Raw genomic sequence first — 629 nt, forward strand, 5'->3', positions numbered from 1 at the left:
GCCGCCGCCGGAGGGGCGGGAGCGGCGGGGGGTCGGTGCGCGGTGCGTCGGGAGACATGCCACCTGGTTTCCGGGTGAGGGCGCCGACGGCCGGGGCGGCCGGGCTGCGGATGTCGGTGCCCCAGCCTCCCCGCCCCCCGCCGGAGTGTCAGGGGTGGCGGTACCTCGACCGGGGTGGTGCCCCCACCAGGGGCCGTCGGCGCCGATGCGCGGGCGCGGCGGGCCCGTCCGCCCGCCCAGGGTTGGCCCGGCGCGGCGCGGTCAGGGGGAGGGGGACCGCGCGGCACGCGCGCGGCCCCGGCGCGCCCGCCGCGCCGGGACGTGGAACCCGACACGAGGGGGTGGCACCGTGGGCACCGACCACACGCCCGCCGACGACATCGTCTACGACCTGGTCAGCGTGCAGTACCACGCGCTGAAGGGCGCCCAGAACAACGACCGGTACCGGCGCGACGCCGAGGGGCACGACGACGTCCGCGAGTTCTTCGCCGAGGTCGCCCGGCAGGACGCGTGGCGCGCCGAGCGCGCGCACGAACTGCTCGGGCAGGTCACGAGCGGCGGCCGGGGCGGACTCGGCGCGAGCTGACCCCGCCGGGGCCCAGGGCGCGGGCGGGCCGCCGTCCGCGCCC

The 629-nt window shown here is 80.3% G+C and carries 1 protein-coding gene; it reads left to right on the forward strand.

Annotated elements, in window-relative coordinates; genetic code table 11:
* The first annotated feature begins 349 nt into the window (after positions 1–349).
* Positions 350–586 carry a hypothetical protein gene (locus NT8_RS28180; RefSeq protein ID WP_067976129.1) on the forward strand — a complete coding sequence of 79 codons (237 nt, stop codon included), beginning with the start codon at positions 350–352 and terminating at the stop codon, positions 584–586.
* Positions 587–629: the final 43 nt, after the last annotated feature.

Origin of the sequence: Nocardiopsis trehalosi NBRC 14201 (assembly GCF_001552555.1) — a bacterium.
Lineage (GTDB): Bacteria > Actinomycetota > Actinomycetes > Streptosporangiales > Streptosporangiaceae > Nocardiopsis_B > Nocardiopsis_B trehalosi.